At 63.2% G+C, this 16,422-nt stretch carries 13 protein-coding genes and 1 tRNA gene; all 14 read left to right on the forward strand.

Annotated features, from left to right (window positions below; genetic code table 11):
- A partial coding sequence (locus LC092_RS20440; RefSeq protein ID WP_224809522.1) for a hypothetical protein occupies positions 1–226 on the forward strand: 226 nt, incomplete at its 5' end.
- A 73-nt stretch (positions 227–299) separates the two neighbouring features.
- Positions 300–375 (forward strand) — tRNA-Trp (locus tag LC092_RS20445).
- 104 nt (positions 376–479) lie between these two features.
- Complete coding sequence (secE, locus tag LC092_RS20450; protein WP_029058733.1) at positions 480–677, forward strand: preprotein translocase subunit SecE; 198 nt, start codon at positions 480–482, stop codon at positions 675–677.
- 35 nt (positions 678–712) lie between these two features.
- Positions 713–1,243 (forward strand): transcription termination/antitermination protein NusG, encoded by a 531-nt coding sequence (nusG, locus tag LC092_RS20455; RefSeq protein ID WP_029058732.1) that lies wholly within the window; start codon positions 713–715, stop codon positions 1,241–1,243.
- A gap of 234 nt (positions 1,244–1,477) precedes the next feature.
- Entirely contained in the window at positions 1,478–1,909 is a 432-nt protein-coding gene (rplK, locus tag LC092_RS20460) for a 50S ribosomal protein L11 (protein ID WP_224809523.1), read from the forward strand.
- 3 nt (positions 1,910–1,912) lie between these two features.
- On the forward strand, positions 1,913–2,608 hold the full coding sequence (gene rplA, locus LC092_RS20465; RefSeq protein WP_224809525.1) for a 50S ribosomal protein L1: 696 nt from the start codon (positions 1,913–1,915) through the stop codon (positions 2,606–2,608).
- Positions 2,609–2,979: 371 nt separating this feature from the next.
- Positions 2,980–3,498: a 50S ribosomal protein L10 gene (gene rplJ / locus LC092_RS20470; RefSeq protein ID WP_224809526.1), complete on the forward strand. Its 519-nt coding sequence runs from the start codon at positions 2,980–2,982 to the stop codon at positions 3,496–3,498.
- Positions 3,499–3,558: 60 nt separating this feature from the next.
- Entirely contained in the window at positions 3,559–3,939 is a 381-nt protein-coding gene (rplL, locus tag LC092_RS20475; RefSeq protein WP_224809528.1) for a 50S ribosomal protein L7/L12, read from the forward strand.
- A 194-nt stretch (positions 3,940–4,133) separates the two neighbouring features.
- The gene (gene rpoB, locus LC092_RS20480; protein ID WP_224809530.1) at positions 4,134–8,276 is read left to right on the forward strand and encodes a DNA-directed RNA polymerase subunit beta; all 4,143 of its coding nucleotides are present in this window, start codon (positions 4,134–4,136) and stop codon (positions 8,274–8,276) included.
- A 100-nt stretch (positions 8,277–8,376) separates the two neighbouring features.
- The gene (gene rpoC / locus LC092_RS20485) at positions 8,377–12,576 is read left to right on the forward strand and encodes a DNA-directed RNA polymerase subunit beta' (RefSeq protein WP_224809532.1); all 4,200 of its coding nucleotides are present in this window, start codon (positions 8,377–8,379) and stop codon (positions 12,574–12,576) included.
- A 118-nt stretch (positions 12,577–12,694) separates the two neighbouring features.
- Positions 12,695–12,988: a regulator gene (locus LC092_RS20490; protein ID WP_224809534.1), complete on the forward strand. Its 294-nt coding sequence runs from the start codon at positions 12,695–12,697 to the stop codon at positions 12,986–12,988.
- A 698-nt stretch (positions 12,989–13,686) separates the two neighbouring features.
- Positions 13,687–14,157, forward strand: coding sequence for a 30S ribosomal protein S7 (gene rpsG / locus LC092_RS20495; protein ID WP_224809537.1), 471 nt, complete (start codon positions 13,687–13,689; stop codon positions 14,155–14,157).
- Between the two features lie 24 nt (positions 14,158–14,181).
- A complete protein-coding gene (gene fusA, locus LC092_RS20500) occupies positions 14,182–16,257 on the forward strand; it encodes an elongation factor G (RefSeq protein ID WP_224809538.1) in 2,076 nt (691 codons plus the stop codon).
- A 49-nt stretch (positions 16,258–16,306) separates the two neighbouring features.
- Positions 16,307–16,422, forward strand: a 116-nt coding sequence (locus tag LC092_RS20505; protein ID WP_263625856.1) for a GTP-binding protein, incomplete at its 3' end; no start/stop codon positions are given.

Below are 16,422 nucleotides of genomic sequence, written 5' to 3' on the forward strand. Positions count from 1 at the left end.
GCTGCTCAAGCGTCACCATCTCGAGCGCTGTCTGATCCGGGCCGGGCTTCTTCAACATAAAAACAATGAATCAAAAACCCCCGGCCAAAGCCAGGGGTTTGTCAGCAGTCTGAGGCGCCTCTCGGGGCGCCTTTTTTTGCGTTTGCGGGGGGTGTCTTGCCCGCACGGCGCCGTGTCGCGGCGGGCATGCGGCCTGTCGGGGGTCGCGAATTCGCAAAGGATGTGAATTAATTGGCGACAGTTCCATTTCCCGCTTGAAGCGGGGGCAAAACATCTCTAAGTCAGGCCTTGAAAGGTCTAGGGGTGTAGCTCAGCTGGTAGAGCATCGGTCTCCAAAACCGAGGGCCGGGGGTTCGAGTCCCTCCGCCCCTGCCACCTTTGCTCTTGATCGCGGGGCCGTTAGGCCTTAATTAGGGCTTCCGACCAAGGCGCGTGGATGGTTCCGCGCGCCCATGTGTCGTGAACAGACCGGCAGTTGAATGGCGAAATCGAATCCTTTCACGTTCATCCAACAGGTGCGGTCGGAAACGTCCAAGGTGACGTGGCCGACGCGTCGGGAAACCGCTGTGACGACCGTCATGGTCTTCATCATGGTGTTTCTCGCCGCCATCTTCTTTTTGCTGGCTGACTGGCTGATGGGCCAGGGTATCGGCTGGCTGCTTGGCGTCGCGAGCTAAAGGCGACGTCCGGTTCACAATCGGCTTGAGGGATTATGGCCAAGCGTTGGTATATCGTCCACGCCTACTCGAATTTCGAGAAGAAGGTGGCGGATGCGATTCGGGAAAAGGCGGCGCAGCAGGGGCTTGAGGATCTCTTCGAAGAGATTCTCGTCCCGACCGAGAAGGTCGTCGAGGTGCGCCGCGGGCGCAAGGTCGATGCGGAGCGCAAGTTCTTTCCGGGATACGTCCTGGTCAAGATGGAGATGACCAACGAGGCATTCCATCTGATCAAGAACACGCCGAAGGTGACCGGTTTCCTCGGTGCAGACCAGAAGCCGATGCCGATCGCGGATGCGGAGGCCATGCGGATCCTGCACCAGGTGCAGGAAGGCGTGGAACGTCCCAAGCCGTCGATCAGTTTCGAGATCGGCGAGCAGGTGCGCGTTTCCGACGGGCCGTTTGCGTCGTTCTCCGGTCACGTCGAAGAGGTCGACGACGAGCGGGCCCGGCTCAAGGTCGCCGTGTCGATCTTCGGTCGCGCGACCCCGGTCGAACTGGAATACGGACAAGTCGAGAAGCTCTGAGCCTCGCAGTCGCTGCCTTGAACGGGTTCAAGGGCGCGGCCGCGGCGAGGGGATTTCGGCGTGAAGATCGGCCCAAGGGCCGGTTCGGCCGCCAGCAATGGCGGCAAAACGGGGGCAGCAATGGCCCCGCTCCCTGGTGGGAGGTTTGACGCGCAGCGTTCGCCGGGCGTTTCGACCGCACCACCTGACTTCTGAGAACGCCGGCCCGGCCGGCAGCGCCAGTTGGAGATTTGAATGGCGAAGAAAATCGAAGGTTACATCAAGCTGCAGGTGCCCGCCGGGTCCGCGACGCCGTCGCCCCCGATCGGTCCCGCACTTGGTCAGCGCGGCCTCAACATCATGGAATTCTGCAAGGCGTTCAACGCGCAGACCCAGGATGTCGAAAAGGGCGCTCCGTGCCCGACCGTGATCACCTATTACTCCGACCGCTCTTTCACCTTCCAGGTGAAGACGGCCCCGGTCAGCTTCTTCCTGAAGAAGATGTCGGGCGTGAAGTCCGGGCACAAGACCCCGGGCAAGGGCGGATATGTCGGCAAGGTCTCCCGTGACCAGGTCCGCGAAATCGCTCAGGCGAAAATGGCGGATCTGAACGCGACGGACATCGACGCAGCCATGCTGATGGTCGAAGGCTCCGCACGGTCCATGGGTATCGAGGTCACGGAGTAAGACATGGCGAAAGTTGGAAAGCGCATCAAGGCTGCCCGTGAGGGCGTCGATCGCAACAAGCTGTACCCGCTGACCGACGCCCTGGCGATGGTCAAGGAGCGTGCCAAGACGAAGTTCGACGAATCCGTCGAGATCGCCATCAACCTCGGCGTCGACCCGCGTCACGCCGACCAGATGGTGCGCGGCGTCTGTGTCCTGCCGAACGGCACGGGCAAGTCGGTTCGCGTCGCCGTGTTCGCCCGTGGCGACAAGGCTGACGAGGCCAAGGCCGCCGGTGCGGATATCGTCGGTGCGGAAGAACTCGTGGCCGAAGTCCAGTCGGGCAAGATCGATTTCGATCGCTGCATCGCGACGCCGGACATGATGCCGCTGGTCGGCCGTCTCGGCAAGGTGCTCGGCCCGCGCGGCCTGATGCCGAACCCGAAGGTCGGTACGGTGACGCCGGACGTGAAGTCCGCCGTCAACGACGCCAAGGGCGGCGCCGTGCAGTTCCGTGTCGAGAAGGCGGGCATCGTCCACGCCGGCGTCGGCAAGACGTCGTTCGACGCCGACAAGCTGAGCGAGAACATCAAGGCCATCGTCGATGCCGTGGTGAAAGCCAAGCCGACGGGCGCCAAGGGCACCTATCTGAAGCGCGTGGCGATTTCGTCCACGATGGGCCCGGGCGTCAAGGTCGACCCGTCCAGCATCAACGCATGATGCGCTGGCGCGGCTGACAGCCGCGCCGTTTCGCGCATCGGCCTTCGGGCCGGTGCCGGAAACCAAGAATTTCGTCCGGCTTCGGCCGGGCGGATCGTTCGCCGGAAACGGCGGACGTCCTGTCCGAGACTGCAGGTGGGGTTTGCGAAGCGTGCTTCGGAAAACCGCTTAAGCCCAGGTGGGCCTGCATAGACGGGTGCGAACCGGTCAACGCGGCGCAAGCCGCAGGTTCGAACCGTTTGTCCTTGCCGTGCCGTAGGGTGCGCGAGGGGGCAGGATCCTCGGTGTTGTCCGCCGGAGGTTCCGCTTGGAACGCGCCGACGGGCGGCAAAGACAAACCGGCGGCTTTAGCCGCCAGATGGAGTAGGCAAGTGGAAAGAACGGAGAAGCGCGAGTTCGTTGCGTCGTTCAACGAGGTGTTGAATGACACCGGCGTTGTCGTCGTTGCGCACTACGCCGGACTTTCGGTTGCGGACATGACGGCCTTCCGGGCCAAGGTTCGCGAAGCCGGCGGTTCGGTCAAAGTCGCCAAAAACCGTCTTGTAAAGCTTGCCCTTCGAGGCACTGAGCTCGAGCACATCGCCGACCTCTTCACCGGCCCGACCGTCGTCGCGTATTCGCACGACCCGGTCGCAGCCGCGAAGGCGACGGTGGCTTTCGCCAAGACCAACGAGAAGCTCGTTGTTCTGGGTGGTGCACTGGGCTCGACGAACCTGGATCCGAACGGTGTGAAGGCGCTTGCCGACATGCCGTCGCTGGACGAGCTGCGGGCAAAGCTGGTTGGCATGATCGCCACCCCGGCAACCCGTATCGCCCAGGTCGTCAACGCTCCGGCCGGGCAGCTCGCCCGCGTCTTCGGCGCGTACGCCAAGAAGGACGAAGCCGCATAAGGCGGAAGATCAACACACTGTCGAAACCGACCACGGTTCGAACCATAGGAACTTAAGAAAATGGCTGATCTCGAAAAGATCGTTGAAGAACTCTCCTCGCTCACCGTCATGGAAGCCGCCGAGCTGTCCAAGATGCTGGAAGAGAAGTGGGGCGTTTCCGCTGCTGCTCCGGTCGCCGTTGCCGCCGCTGCCGGTGGTGCCGATGCCGGTGGCGCAGCCGCTGAAGAGCAGACCGAGTTTGACGTGATCCTCGCCGATGCCGGCGCGAAGAAGATCAACGTCATCAAGGAAGTCCGTGCGATCACGGGTCTTGGCCTGAAGGAAGCCAAGGACCTGGTCGAGGGCGCGCCCAAGACGGTCAAGGAAGGCGTCAACAAGGACGAAGCTGAAGAGCTGAAGAAGAAGCTCGAAGAAGCCGGTGCCAAGGTTGAGCTGAAGTAATCGGGGCTTGTCCCTTTCGGTCCCGGCCTCGTGCCGGGACCGGTGTACCGACCCCGGCGGGAATTCCTGTCCGGGGTATCCGTCCCTAAGAAGGGAGGGTTCTCCGAAGGGCCGTATACATGCCGCCGGCATGTCGCGGTTAGGCCGGGATCGGCTTTTCGGAGAGCCGTATCAGATCGAAACGAGGAGCGACAATGGCGCACACGTTCAACGGTCGCAAGCGGGTCCGTAAGGTCTATGGATCGATCCGCGAAGTCGCCGCGATGCCCAATCTCATCGAGGTCCAGAAGGCGTCTTACGACCAGTTCTTGCAGGTCGACAAGCCGGAGTCCGGGCGTTTTGAAGAGGGATTGGAGGCGGTGTTCAAGTCCGTCTTTCCGATTTCCGACTTTGCCGGGACCGCGCTCCTCGAGTTCGTGAGCTACGAGTTCGAGCAGCCGAAGTATGACGTCGAGGAGTGCCGCCAGCGCGGCATGACCTTCGCCGCCCCGCTCAAGGTGACCCTGCGCCTGATCGTGTTCGATGTCGATGAAGACACCGGCGCGAAGTCGGTCAAGGACATCAAGGAGCAGGACGTCTACATGGGCGACATGCCCTTCATGACGGACAACGGCACCTTCGTCGTCAACGGCACCGAACGCGTGATCGTGTCGCAGATGCACCGCTCGCCGGGCGTGTTCTTCGATCACGACAAGGGCAAGACCCATTCCAGCGGCAAGCTGCTGTTCGCCGCGCGCATCATTCCCTATCGCGGGTCGTGGCTCGACATCGAGTTCGACGCGAAGGACATCGTGCATGCGCGCATCGACCGCCGCCGCAAGATCCCGGTCACGTCGCTGCTCAAGGCGCTCGGCCTCGACGGCGAGGAGATCCTCAACACCTTCTATCGCCGCATCGACTACACCCGTGCGGGTGAGGGCAGCTGGAAGGTCGCCTTCGACGGCGATCGCCTGAAGGGCACCAAGGCGGCCTTCGACCTGATCGACGCCGACAGCGGCGAAGTCGTGGTGGAGGCTGGTCGCAAGATCACGGCCCGCACGATCCGTCAGCTCTCCGACAAGGGCGTCAAGGCGCTCAAGGTCGTGGACGAGGACCTGCACGGCCACTACCTGGCCGAGGACATGGTCGACCCGTCCTCGGGCGAGGTCTATGCGGAAGCCGGCGACGAGATCAACGAGAAGGTCCTCGCCGACCTGATCGAGCACGGCTACGACGAGATCGCGATCCTCGACATCGACCACGTCACGACCGGCGGCTACATCCGCAACACGCTGGCGGTGGACAAGAACGAGAGCCGTGAAGACGCGCTGTTCGACATCTACCGGGTGATGCGCCCGGGCGAGCCGCCCACGATCGAGACGGCCGAAGCCATGTTCCAGTCGCTGTTCTTCGACAGCGAGCGCTACGACCTGTCCGCGGTCGGCCGCGTGAAGATGAACATGCGTCTCGACCTGCAGTGCGAGGACACGGTGCGCACGCTGCGCAAGGAAGACATCCTTGCGGTGATCACCCTGCTGCTCGACCTGCGCGACGGCCGCGGCGAGATCGACGACATCGACAACCTCGGCAACCGCCGGGTGCGCTCGGTCGGCGAACTGATGGAAAACCAGTATCGCGTCGGTCTGCTGCGCATGGAGCGCGCCATCAAGGAGCGCATGTCCTCCGTCGAGATCGACACGGTTATGCCGCAGGATCTGATCAACGCCAAGCCGGCGGCCGCCGCCGTGCGCGAATTCTTCGGCTCCTCGCAGCTGTCGCAGTTCATGGATCAGACCAACCCGCTGTCGGAAGTCACCCACAAGCGTCGCCTGTCGGCGCTTGGCCCCGGCGGCCTGACGCGCGAGCGCGCGGGCTTCGAGGTGCGTGACGTGCATCCGACGCACTATGGCCGCATCTGCCCGATCGAGACGCCGGAAGGCCCGAACATCGGCCTGATCAACTCGCTGGCGACCTTCGCGCGCATCAACAAGTACGGCTTCATCGAAAGCCCGTATCGCAAGGTGAAGGACGGCCAGGTCACCGCCGAGACGGTCTATCTGTCGGCGATGGAAGAGGCGAAGTATCACATCGCCCAGGCCAACGCCGTGCTCGACGACGACGGCCGCTTCGTCAACGACCTGATCACCTGCCGTCATGCGGGTGAGAACATGCTGCTGCCGCCCGAGCGGGTGGAGTTCATGGACGTGTCGCCGAAGCAGCTCGTTTCGGTTGCCGCATCGCTCATTCCGTTCCTGGAAAACGATGACGCCAACCGCGCGCTGATGGGCTCGAACATGATGCGTCAGGCCGTGCCGCTGGTGCGCGCCGAGGCGCCCTTCGTCGGCACCGGCATGGAGCCGGTTGTGGCGCGCGATTCCGGTGCGGCGATCGCCGCCCGCCGGACGGGCGTCGTCGACCAGGTCGACGCGACCCGTATCGTCATCCGCGCCACGGAAGAGCTCGACCCGTCGAAGTCCGGCGTCGACATCTACCAGTTGATGAAGTTCCAGCGCTCGAACCAGAACACCTGCATCAACCAGCGTCCGCTGGTGCGCGTGGGCGACATCATCACCAAGGGCGACATCATCGCGGACGGTCCCTCGACCGACCTCGGCGATCTGGCGCTTGGCCGCAACGTGCGCGTCGCCTTCATGCCCTGGAACGGCTACAACTTCGAGGATTCCATCCTGCTGTCGGAGCGCATCGTGCGCGACGACGTGTTCACCTCCATTCACATCGAGGAATTCGAAGTGATGGCGCGTGACACCAAGCTCGGGCCGGAGGAAATCACGCGCGACATTCCGAACGTCTCGGAAGAAGCGCTGAAAAACCTCGACGAGGCCGGCATCGTCTATATCGGTGCCGAGCTGAAGCCGGGCGACATCCTGGTCGGCAAGATCACGCCGAAGGGCGAAAGCCCGATGACGCCGGAAGAAAAGCTCCTGCGCGCTATCTTCGGCGAGAAGGCCTCCGACGTCCGCGACACCTCGCTCCGCATTCCGCCGGGCGTGACCGGTACGGTCGTGGAAGTGCGCGTCTTCAACCGCCACGGTGTGGAGAAGGACGAGCGCGCCATGGCGATCGAGCGCGAGGAGATCGAACGCCTCGCCAAGGACCGCGATGACGAGCAGGCCATTCTGGACCGCAACGTCTACGGGCGTCTGGCCGAGATGCTTCTTGGCAAGATGGCCGTTGCCGGCCCGAAGAACTTCAAGAAGAACCAGGAAGTCACGGGCGACGTCCTGAACGAGTTCCCGCGTTCGCAGTGGTGGCAGATCGCCGTCGAGGACGAAAAGCTGATGAGCGAAGTGGAAGCGCTTCGCGGTCAGTACGACGAGAGCCGCAAGCGCCTCGAGCAGCGTTTCATCGACAAGGTGGAGAAGCTGCAGCGTGGCGACGAGTTGCCGCCGGGCGTGATGAAGATGGTCAAGGTCTTCGTCGCCGTGAAGCGCAAGATCCAGCCGGGCGACAAGATGGCCGGCCGTCACGGCAACAAGGGCGTTGTGTCCAAGATCAACCCGATCGAAGACATGCCGTTCCTGGAAAACGGCGACTATGTCGACATCGTGCTGAACCCGCTCGGCGTGCCGAGCCGCATGAACGTTGGCCAGATCCTGGAGACCCATCTGGGTTGGGCCTGCGCCGGCATGGGCATGAAGATCGGCGAGCTCTACGAGGAGTACAAGCGCTCGGGCAAGATCGACGCGTTGCGCCAGGAGATCATCGAGGTCTTCAGCGACACGACGAAGAGCGAGCCGGTCGCCGACTACGACGAGGAGTCGCTGCTGCGTCTGGCGGATCAGCTGAAGACGGGTGTCCCGATCGCAACGCCGGTGTTCGACGGTGCGCGCGAACCGGATATCGTCACGATGCTCGAGCAGGCCCGTTACAACGGGTCGGGTCAGTCGACGCTGTTTGACGGGCGCACGGGCGAGCAGTTCGACCGTCAGGTGACCGTGGGCTACATCTACATGTTGAAGCTCCACCACCTGGTCGACGACAAGATCCACGCCCGTTCGATCGGTCCGTACTCGCTGGTCACGCAGCAGCCGTTGGGCGGCAAGGCTCAGTTCGGCGGCCAGCGCTTCGGCGAGATGGAGGTCTGGGCTCTGGAAGCTTACGGTGCCGCCTATACCCTGCAGGAAATGCTGACTGTGAAGTCGGATGACGTTGCCGGGCGTACCAAGGTCTATGAGGCGATCGTCCGCGGTGACGACACCTTCGAGGCCGGCATCCCGGAAAGCTTCAACGTGCTGGTGAAGGAAATGCGCTCCCTCGGCCTCAATGTGGAGCTGAAGGACGAGAAATTGCCCCTGACGGACGACTCGGGGGTTCCGGCGGTCGACGCCGCGGAGTGATCCGTGCCGATGATTGACGCCGAAACACGTTGACGTATTGCCGGAAGGGGGAGCGGGGCTGTCGTGCCGCTCCCCATCCGCGCATTCGAGGAGAGAGCCCATGAATCATGAGGTCATGAACCTGTTTAATCAGCAGGCTCCCGTTCAGACCTTTGATCACATCAAGATTTCGATCGCGAGCCCGGAGAAAATCCTGTCGTGGTCGTTTGGTGAGATCAAGAAGCCCGAAACGATCAACTATCGGACCTTCAAGCCCGAGCGCGACGGCCTGTTCTGCGCACGCGTGTTTGGTCCGATCAAGGACTACGAGTGCTTGTGCGGCAAGTACAAGCGCATGAAGTACAAGGGCGTGATCTGCGAGAAGTGCAGCGTCGAGGTCACCCTGTCGCGGGTTCGCCGCGAGCGGATGGGCCATATCGAGCTCGCCGCTCCGGTCGCGCACATCTGGTTCCTGAAGTCGCTTCCCTCGCGCATCGGCCTTCTGCTCGACATGACGCTGAAGGATCTCGAGCGGGTCCTGTACTTCGAATATTACGTCGTGCTGGAGCCGGGCCTGACGCCGCTGAAGCCGAACCAGCTTCTGTCGGAAGAAGACTACATCCGCGCGCAGGACGAATACGGCGAAGACGCCTTCACCGCGATGATCGGCGCCGAGGCGATCCGCGAGATGCTGATGTCGCTCGACCTGGAGAAGGAGCGCGACCACATCCGCAAGGAGATCTCCGAAGCGACGACCGAGCTGAAGCCGAAAAAGCTCGCCAAGCGCCTCAAGGTCGTGGAAGCCTTCATCGAGTCCGGCAACCGGCCGGAGTGGATGATCCTCACCGTCGTTCCGGTGATCCCGCCGGACCTGCGTCCGCTGGTCCCGCTCGACGGCGGCCGCTTCGCCACGTCCGATCTCAACGACCTGTACCGCCGCGTCATCAACCGCAACAACCGTCTGCGGCGCCTGATGGAACTGCGTGCGCCCGACATCATCATCCGCAACGAGAAGCGGATGCTGCAGGAATCGGTCGACGCGCTGTTCGACAACGGCCGTCGCGGCCGGGTCATCACGGGTGCCAACAAGCGTCCGCTGAAGTCGCTGTCCGACATGCTCAAGGGCAAGCAGGGCCGCTTCCGCCAGAACCTCCTCGGCAAGCGCGTCGACTATTCGGGCCGCTCGGTGATCACCGTTGGTCCCGAGCTCAAGCTGCACCAGTGCGGCCTGCCGAAGAAGATGGCGCTGGAGCTGTTCAAGCCGTTCATCTACTCGCGTCTCGACGCCAAGGGCTTCTCCTCCACGGTGAAGCAGGCGAAGAAGCTCGTGGAGAAGGAGCGTCCGGAGGTCTGGGATATCCTCGACGAGGTGATCCGCGAGCATCCGGTGCTGTTGAACCGCGCCCCGACGCTGCACCGCCTCGGCATCCAGGCGTTCGAACCGACCCTGATCGAGGGCAAGGCGATCCAGCTGCATCCGCTCGTTTGCGCGGCGTTTAACGCCGACTTCGACGGTGACCAGATGGCCGTCCACGTGCCGCTGTCGCTGGAAGCCCAGCTCGAAGCGCGCACGCTGATGATGTCGACCAACAACATCCTGCATCCGGCGAACGGGTCTCCGATCATCGTGCCGTCGCAGGATATCGTGCTCGGCCTCTACTACCTGTCGCTCATCGCCGACGGCGAGCCGGGCGAGGGCATGGTGTTCGGCAACATCGGCGAGCTGCATCACGCGCTGGAGACCGGCACGGTGACGCTGCACGCCAAGATCAAGGGCCGCGTCCACACGGTCGAGGCGGACGGCACGCCGGTCACGCGGATCGTGGAAACGACGCCGGGCCGCATGCTGATCGGCGAACTGCTGCCGAAGCACCACGAGGTGCCCTACGACGTCTGCAACAAGCTGATGACCAAGAAGGACATCAGCCGGATGATCGACGCCGTCTACCGCGCCTGCGGTCAGAAGGAGACGGTCATCTTCTGCGACCGGATCATGGGTCTCGGCTTCAACCATGCCTGCCGTGCCGGCATTTCCTTCGGCAAGGACGACATGGTCATCCCGTCGTCCAAGGCAGGGCTGGTCGATCAGACCGCGACCCTCGTCAAGGAATACGAGCAGCAGTACAACGACGGCCTGATCACCCAGGGCGAGAAGTACAACAAGGTTGTCGATGCCTGGGCCAAGTGCACGGATCGCGTCGCCGACGAGATGATGAAGCGGATTCAGTCCGTGGAGTATGACGAGGAAACCGGCCGGCAGAAGCAGATCAACTCGATCTACATGATGTCGCACTCCGGTGCCCGTGGCAGCCCCGCGCAGATGAAGCAGCTTGCCGGCATGCGTGGCCTGATGGCCAAGCCGTCGGGCGAGATCATCGAGACGCCGATCATCTCGAACTTCAAGGAAGGCCTCTCGGTGCTGGAGTACTTCAACTCCACGCACGGTGCACGTAAGGGTCTTGCCGATACGGCGCTGAAGACGGCCAACTCCGGTTACCTGACGCGTCGTCTCGTCGACGTCGCTCAGGACAGCATCATCCTGGAGGATGACTGCGGGTCGGAGAACGGCATCACCATCCAGGCGATCGTGGACGCCGGTCAGGTCATCGCGTCGCTCGGTCATCGTGTCCTGGGCCGGACGGCAGCCGAGGACGTGGTCAACCACGCCACCGGCGAGGTCATCGTTCCGCGCGGCACATTGATCGAGGAGAAGGACGTCGAGGCCATCGAGGCGGCCAACGTCCAGATGATCAAGATCCGCTCGGTGCTGACCTGTCAGACCAAGCGCGGCGTCTGCGCGACCTGCTACGGTCGCGATCTGGCCCGCGGCACGCCGGTCAACATGGGCGAGGCGGTCGGCGTCATTGCGGCGCAGTCGATCGGCGAGCCGGGCACCCAGCTGACCATGCGCACGTTCCACATCGGCGGTACGGCGCAGGTTGTGGACCAGTCGTTCATCGAGTCCAACTTCGAGGGCACGGTGACGATCCGCAATCGCAACGTCGTGCGCGATTCCGACGGCAACCTGATTGCCATGGCCCGCAACATGGCCGTGGTGATCATCGATGCCGACGAGAACGAGCGCGCCGTGCACCGCGTCGCCTACGGCTCCAAGCTGCATGTCGACGAGGGCGATAGCGTCAAGCGCGGCCAGCGGATCGCGGAGTGGGATCCCTACACCCGTCCGATCCTCACCGAGGTCGACGGTGTGGTCGATTCCGAGGATCTCGTCGAAGGCGTCTCCGTGCAGGAGACGACGGACGAGGCGACCGGCATCACCAAGCGCGTCGTCATGGACTGGCGCACGTCGCAGCGCGGCAACGACCTGAAGCCGGCCCTTGTGGTCAAGGGCCCCGACGGGTCGATCAACAAGCTGCCGCGCGGTGGCGACGCCCGTTCGCTGCTGTCGGTGGACGCGATCCTGTCGGTGCAGATCGGTGCCGAGGTCAAGGCCGGCGACGTGCTTGCGCGTATCCCGCTGGAAAGCGCCAAGACCAAGGACATCACCGGCGGTCTGCCGCGGGTGGCGGAGCTGTTCGAGGCACGTCGTCCCAAGGACCACGCCATCATCGCCGAGGTCGACGGCACGATCCGCTTCGGGCGCGACTACAAGAACAAGCGCCGGATCATCATCGAGCCGCACGAGGAAGGTGCGGAGCCGGTCGAGTATCTCATTCCGAAGGGGAAGCACTTCCACCTGCAGGAAGGCGATACCATCGAGAAGGGCGAGTATCTGCTCGACGGCAATCCGGCGCCGCACGACATCCTGGCGATCCGGGGCGTCGAGGCACTGGCTGCCTATCTGGTCAACGAGATCCAGGAGGTCTATCGCCTCCAGGGCGTGGTGATCAACGACAAGCACATCGAGGTGATCGTTCGCCAGATGCTGCAGAAGGTCGAGATCACCGATGCCGGCGACACCGAGCTGCTCAATGGCGAGCAGGTCGATCGTCTGGAACTCGACGAGATCAACGAGCGCACCATCGACGATGCGCGGGCTCCGGCCAGCGGTGTCCCGGTTCTCCTGGGTATCACCAAGGCCAGCCTGCAGACCCGCTCGTTCATCTCGGCCGCGTCCTTCCAGGAGACCACGCGCGTTCTTACCGAAGCCGCGGTCAACGGCAAGGAAGACTCGCTCGAGGGCCTCAAGGAAAACGTCATCGTCGGACGTCTCATCCCGGCCGGCACGGGCGGCATGATGACCCGCATCCGCCAGGTGGCGCAGCACCGCGACGACCTGATCCTGGAGGCCCGCAAGGCGGCCTCGACGGCAGGGCAGGCGGATCCGATGCTGGAAGACCTGAGCGGCGTTACCGAATAGGTGGTGCGTTGCATCCACTGATCGAAAGGGCCGCCATCGTGCGGCCCTTTCTGTTTGTCGCAGGGACGCTGCACCAGGAGGGATCCTGTCGCGGCGGCGTCGGGGAAAGGGGATCACCATGAGCGAACAGCATTCCGAAACGGCACCGCCGGTCTACATCATCATGGGAAGCGCGCGCGAGGGCGGGGTGGGGACACCCGAGGCCGGCATTCCGGTCAACATCCTGCTGCGGGCACCCGACGAGGACAGCGCCGTGCGCGCGGCGCTCGAGGCGCTCGCCTCGCAAGGGTTCGTCGAGGCGGACCTCGACCAGATCGGGATCATCCTGGAGGAGCCGGAGGATCCGACCTTCGAAAGCGCCTATACCGATGCGATGGCGGGCGAGGTTGCCGTCATCGCCTACCGCGATTGAGCGGCAGGAGAATCGGGGCCGGCATCGACAGAATCGAATCCCGTCCTGCCGGCGTTCTTAAGAATCCGTGACCGGTCGGCGTGAATATCCGGGTCGCGGGAGAGGATGACCGGCCCGCCGCCGGCGCGAATTGCCTTCCAGCTCCCCCAGAGTCGCCGGCGATTTTCCTTCCTGCGACGGAATATTTCCAGATGTTGCGGAGCAAGGCCTTTCGGCGACAGGAATCTTCGCAATCGCCCCCCTGCGCGGGGCGCGCGAGGGGGCGGCGAAATTCTTGAACGGCGCACTTGACGGGGGGCGGGTCCAACTGTAGTTTCCGCCCATCCCGAAGGCAGGCGGTAAGCACTTGTCGGTCCCGGCGCGCCAAGCACCGGACCCAGAAGAGCTTAAACGGTGCCGGGATTACGAGGCGAAAAAATATCGTACGCATGACCGCCACACCGGTGGTCCTCTCGATTGGCGGCGCCTTTCCCGTTTCCGGGAACAGGTGCGATTCCGCATGTCATGCGGGATCAGGGCCGGCTCAAGCCGCGCCGCCGCTGCGCCAGCATCCGGTAACTCCGGATGAGCACAGGTTCTGCGTGTCCGGTTTCGGGCATGCCAGGTTAGTCAGGGTGGCCCGAAGACGGGTCATCGGTAAGCGCAAAAAGGCCAGCCCCGGGTTGGTACTTTGGGAAGTCAAGGTCTGAGGATCTGCTATGTCACGCCGTCACAGGGCTGAGAAGCGCGAAATCATCCCCGATCCGAAGTTCGGGGACGTGGTCGTCACCAAGTTCATGAATTCGATCATGTACCATGGTAAGAAGTCGGCCGCCGAAAGCATCGTCTACGGTGCATTCGACATCATCGAAGACAAGGTTCGCCAGAACCCGGTCGAAGTGTTCCACGCCGCGCTCGACAATGTCATGCCGCAGGTTGAGGTTCGCTCGCGCCGTGTTGGCGGTGCCACCTACCAGGTTCCGGTGGAAGTCCGGGTCGACCGCCGTCAGGCGCTGGCGATCCGCTGGCTGATCACGGCTGCCCGCAACCGCAACGAGACCACGATGGTCGACCGTCTGTCGGGCGAGCTGCTGGACGCCGCGAACAGCCGCGGCTCCGCCGTCAAGAAGCGTGAAGACACGCACCGGATGGCGGAAGCCAACCGCGCGTTCTCGCACTATCGCTGGTAATCGGACTCTCAAGAGGCTGGCATTATGTCGCGCACGCACAAAATCGAAGACTACCGCAACTTCGGCATCATGGCCCACATCGACGCGGGCAAGACGACGACGACCGAGCGGATTCTGTTCTACACCGGCAAGAGCCACAAGATCGGCGAAGTCCATGACGGCGCCGCAACGATGGACTGGATGGAGCAGGAGCAGGAGCGCGGCATTACGATCACGTCGGCCGCCACGACTGCATTCTGGAACGAGAAGCGCCTGAACATCATCGACACGCCGGGCCACGTCGACTTCACGATTGAAGTCGAGCGTTCGCTGCGCGTGCTCGACGGTGCCGTGGCTCTGCTCGACGCCAACGCCGGTGTCGAGCCGCAGACCGAGACGGTCTGGCGCCAGGCCGACAAGTATCATGTCCCGCGCATGATCTTCGTCAACAAGATGGACAAGCTTGGCGCGGACTTCTTCCGCTGCGTCGAGATGATCAAGAAGCGCCTCGGCGCGACCCCGCTCGTCCTGCAGATCCCGGTGGGCGCGGAGAGCGAGTTCGCCGGCCTGGTCGACCTTCTGAAGATGAAGGCTCTCATCTGGCGCGACGAGTCGCTCGGCGCGCAGTGGGACGAAGTCGAGATCCCGGCCGAGCTGGCCGACAAGGCCGCGGAATACCGCGAGCTGCTGATCGAGACCGCCGTCGAGGCCGACGAGGCCGCGATGGAAGCCTATCTCGAGGGCAACGAGCCGTCCGTCGAAGAGCTGAAGAAGCTGATCCGCAAGGGCACGATCAACAACGAGTTCGTTCCGGTTCTCTGCGGCTCCGCGTTCAAGAACAAGGGCGTCCAGCCGCTGCTCGACGCCGTCGTCGACTACCTGCCGAGCCCGGTCGAAGTGCCGGACATCAAGGGCATCGACGCCAAGACGGAAGAAGAGATCGCCCGCAAGTCGAGCGACGAAGCTCCGCTGGCAATGCTGGCCTTCAAGATCGCCAACGACCCGTTCGTCGGTTCGCTGACCTTCTGCCGCATCTACTCGGGCGTGCTCAACAAGGGCGTTTCGCTCCTGAACACGGTCAAGGGCAAGCGCGAGCGCATCGGCCGTATGATGCAGATGCACTCGAACTCCCGCGAAGACATCGAAGTCGCCTACGCCGGTGATATCGTTGCCGTCGCAGGCCTGAAGGACACGACCACGGGCGACACGCTTTGCGACGCCAACAGCGCCGTGATCCTGGAGCGCATGGAATTCCCCGAGCCGGTCATCGAGATCGCGGTCGAGCCGAAGACCAAGAGCGACCAGGAGAAGATGGGTCTGGCTCTCAACCGTCTCGCCGCCGAGGATCCGTCCTTCCGCGTCAAGACCGACGAGGAAAGCGGCCAGACGATCATCGCCGGCATGGGCGAGCTTCACCTCGACATTCTTGTCGACCGCATGAAGCGCGAGTTCAAGGTCGAGGCCAACATCGGCGCGCCGCAGGTTGCCTACCGCGAGACGATCACGCGGGAAGCCGAAGTCGACTACACGCACAAGAAGCAGACGGGCGGCTCCGGCCAGTTCGCGCGCATCAAGATCGTGATCGAGCCGAACGAGCCGGGTGCAGGCTTTGCCTTCGAAAGCACCATCGTCGGTGGGTCTGTTCCGCGGGAATACATCCCGGGCGTGCAGAAGGGCATCGAGAGCGTGATGACGTCGGGGCCGCTGGCCGGCTTCCCGATGGTCGACATCAAGGCGAAGCTGATCGACGGTGCTTACCACGACGTCGACTCCAGCGTGCTCGCCTTCGAAATTGCCGGTCGTGCCGGCTTCCGCGAGGCCATCGCCAAGGGCAATCCCAAGCTCCTGGAGCCGGTCATGAAAGTCGAGGTCGTTACCCCGGAAGACTACATGGGTGACGTGATCGGCGATCTGAACTCGCGTCGGGGCCAGATTACCGGCACCGAGAACCGTGGCGTCGTGACCGTGGTGAATGCCATGGTGCCGCTCGCAAACATGTTCGGATATGTGAACAATCTGCGCTCGATGTCGCAGGGACGTGCACAGTATTCGATGGTGTTCGATCACTACGAACAAGTTCCGCAGGCCGTCGCGCAGGAAGTTCAGGCGAAGTTCGCCTGATCGCTGTCAACGCCACATCATTTAAAGAACGAAGGTACGGAGAAATCCGATGGCGAAAGCAAAGTTTGAGCGGACGAAGCCGCACGTGAACATTGGCACGATCGGCCACGTCGACCATGGCAAGACGACGCTTACGGCGGCGATCACGAAGCAGTTCGGCGACTT

Source organism: Stappia stellulata (assembly GCF_020176715.1).
Lineage (GTDB): Bacteria > Pseudomonadota > Alphaproteobacteria > Rhizobiales > Stappiaceae > Stappia.

Coding starts and splice junctions, on each gene's coding strand:
- secE (WP_029058733.1), top strand. CDS start 480: ATGGCGAAATCGAATCCTTTCACGTTCATCCAACAGGTGCGGTCGGAA.
- nusG (WP_029058732.1), top strand. CDS start 713: ATGGCCAAGCGTTGGTATATCGTCCACGCCTACTCGAATTTCGAGAAG.
- rplK (WP_224809523.1), top strand. CDS start 1,478: ATGGCGAAGAAAATCGAAGGTTACATCAAGCTGCAGGTGCCCGCCGGG.
- rplA (WP_224809525.1), top strand. CDS start 1,913: ATGGCGAAAGTTGGAAAGCGCATCAAGGCTGCCCGTGAGGGCGTCGAT.
- rplL (WP_224809528.1), top strand. CDS start 3,559: ATGGCTGATCTCGAAAAGATCGTTGAAGAACTCTCCTCGCTCACCGTC.
- rpoB (WP_224809530.1), top strand. CDS start 4,134: ATGGCGCACACGTTCAACGGTCGCAAGCGGGTCCGTAAGGTCTATGGA.
- rpoC (WP_224809532.1), top strand. CDS start 8,377: ATGAATCATGAGGTCATGAACCTGTTTAATCAGCAGGCTCCCGTTCAG.
- LC092_RS20490 (WP_224809534.1), top strand. CDS start 12,695: ATGAGCGAACAGCATTCCGAAACGGCACCGCCGGTCTACATCATCATG.
- rpsG (WP_224809537.1), top strand. CDS start 13,687: ATGTCACGCCGTCACAGGGCTGAGAAGCGCGAAATCATCCCCGATCCG.
- fusA (WP_224809538.1), top strand. CDS start 14,182: ATGTCGCGCACGCACAAAATCGAAGACTACCGCAACTTCGGCATCATG.